The organism is Puniceibacterium sediminis (genome assembly GCF_900188035.1).
Classification (GTDB): domain Bacteria; phylum Pseudomonadota; class Alphaproteobacteria; order Rhodobacterales; family Rhodobacteraceae; genus Puniceibacterium; species Puniceibacterium sediminis.
In genome coordinates this window covers 1-2,432 of record NZ_FZNN01000052.1, presented here as the reverse complement: position 1 = coordinate 2,432, position 2,432 = coordinate 1, and the positions used below count along the sequence as shown (strand labels likewise).

The following is a 2,432-nucleotide window of genomic DNA, read 5'->3' as shown; positions in this document are numbered from 1 at the left end:
GTAAGCGCCGCGCCATCGCCCTCATTGTTTGAAGCTGCCGACTGTCTGAGATGCGCCCTGCATAGCAGGAGGTGTCTTATGGATCGTGATGTACAAACTTACGGAAGTTTTCACAGTGACGGCGAAGGGTATTCTGGGCGTATAGATGTTGTTACGGGTCCGACAGGCCGTCGGCGCTGGCCGGAGCATGTAAAGGCGGCAATCGTGCTTGAGACTTACCGCGACGGGGTGTCTGTTGCCGACATTGCGCGAAAGCACGACGTTTCGCCCCCGCAGCTGCATGCGTGGCGCCGTGCTGCGCGCGATGGGCTGTTGCCGATGCCGGACGATGAAGCGCTCGAGTTTCTGCCGGTGTCGGTGGCAGGCGCCCCTGGGGCCCCCGACAGTGATCTCTTTGGCACTCTGACGCTGGAAATCGGTGATGTCCGCGTCATTGTTCCGCAGAATTTCGATGCAAACCATCTGAGCCGTACGATCGTTGCGATCCGGGGCTCCTTGTGATCCTGCCGGGCGGCCCGCTCCGGATCTATCTTGCGACGCGGCCGGTCGACTTCCGGAAGGGTCATGCTGGTCTGTCAATGATTGTGCAGGAGGTTCTTGGGCAGGATCCCTTCAGCGGAGCGATCTTCGTCTTCCGTTCCAAGCGCGGTGATCAGCTGAAATGCCTGGTCTGGGACCAGACGGGGCTGGTGATGGTCTACAAGAAACTCGAGGGCGGTGCGTTCCAGTGGCCGAAGCCATCGGACGGAATGATCCGGCTGTCGCCAGCGCAGTTCTCGACCCTGTTCGAAGGCATTGACTGGCGGGCTGTTCGGGCGGAACGGCGTCGGCGCCCGAGGCTTGCGGGATAGCTGCAACAGGATGACTCGGGGCCGTATTTTGCAGCGGCGCCCCCATGGCCGGGGCGGTATATTCTGGCCATGGAATCCAGCGGAGTCATCAGCGCGGCCAAGGTGGCCGAACTCGAACGGCAGCTTGCCGCCTCCGAGGCTGCTCGCATCAAGGCAGAGACGCGCCTCGCCACCTCCGAGGAGGCCCGAACACGACTGGAACGCATGATTGCGCAGCTTCGCCGGGACAAGTTCGGTGCGAAATCCGAAAAGTCGGATTCTGACCAGCAGCATCTGCCCTTCGAAGATGTCGAGGTTGCCGAGGGTATGCTGGCCGCAGCCAGCGAGGCGGCCGAGAAGGCCCTTGGGGACCGCAAGAAGAGCGCCCGCGCCCCGAAGCAGAACAAGGGCCATCTGCCAGCGCATCTCGAGCGGATCAAGCGGGTCATCGAACCGGACAACACCCTGTGTCCTTGCGGCTGCGGCGAGATGGTCAAGGTAGGCGAAGACCGCAGTGAGCGTCTGGATGTAATCCCGGCCCGGTTCCGCGTGCTGGTCACGATCCGCCCGAAATACGTTTGCCGGTCCTGCAATGGCGCCTCCCATGCCCAGGCACCGGCGCCTGAATGGCTGGTGCCGCGCGGCCTGCCGACGGAGGCTCTGGTGGCGCATTCCATGGTCTCCAAGTTTGCCGACTACCTGCCATTCTATCGCCAGGCTGACATCTACCGTCGGCAAGGCATTGATCTCGACCGAACCATGCTGGCGAACTGGACGGGACGTGCGGCGCAGCTGCTGCAGCCAGTGATCGATCACATGATCGCCTCGCTGAAACGGTCTGACCACCTGCAAATGGACGAGACCATCGTGCCGGTGCTGGCGCCGGGGACAGGTAGGGTACGCAAGGATTACCTCTGGGTGGTTCTGCGCGATCAGCGTGGCTGGGGCGGTGGCGATCCCCCCATTGTGGTGTTCCACCACTCCCGAAGTCGCAGCGGCGAGGTCGCGCAAGGCATCCTCGAAGGGTTTGCCCCTGGCACGCTGATGGTTGATGGCCATCCCGGATATGACATTCTCGCCGATCCGAAGAAAACGGAGAAGCCATGGGATATTGCGTATTGCTGGACCCACTGGCGGCGCCGGTTCGTGAAGTTCGGGCAGGACACACCGTCGCCAATATGCGACGAGATGGTCGCACGCATCGCTCAGCTCTACGCTATCGAGAAGACGATCCGTGGCAAAGATCCCGAAACCCGCAAGGCCGTCCGTCGAGAGTTATCCAAGCCGATCGTCGACGCACTGCGGCCATGGCTGGAAGCGCGCCTTGACGACCTCTCCTCCGCCAGCGAGCTCACGCGGCACGTCCGTTATGGACTGAAGCGTTGGAACGGTCTCACTCGGTTCCTCTCCAACGGCCGCCTCGAGATGGACACCAACGGCGTCGAAAACGCCATCAGACCCGTTCCCATGACGAGAAAAAACGCACTCTTCGCCGGTTCAATCGAGGGCGCCGCGACATGGGCGCGTGTCGCCTCGCTGATAGGCACATGTCGCCTGAACGCCGTAAACCCCGAAGCCTATGTCGCCGCCACACTCCGAAAG

The 2,432-nt window shown here is 62.2% G+C and carries 3 protein-coding genes; all 3 read left to right on the top strand.

The annotated features are described in order from the left end of the window. Positions 1 to 78: 78 nt before the first annotated feature. Positions 79 to 501: an IS66-like element accessory protein TnpA gene (gene tnpA / locus CHB75_RS21085; protein ID WP_089274118.1), complete on the top strand. Its 423-nt coding sequence runs from the start codon at positions 79 to 81 to the stop codon at positions 499 to 501. Beyond that, positions 498 to 851 (top strand): IS66 family insertion sequence element accessory protein TnpB, encoded by a 354-nt coding sequence (tnpB, locus tag CHB75_RS21080; protein WP_089274116.1) that lies wholly within the window; start codon positions 498 to 500, stop codon positions 849 to 851. Before tnpA ends, tnpB begins: the two co-directional genes overlap by 4 nt. Positions 852 to 920: 69 nt before the next feature. Then, positions 921 to 2,432: IS66 family transposase (tnpC, locus tag CHB75_RS21075; RefSeq protein WP_089274114.1), on the top strand; the 1,512-nt coding region annotated here is incomplete at its 3' end.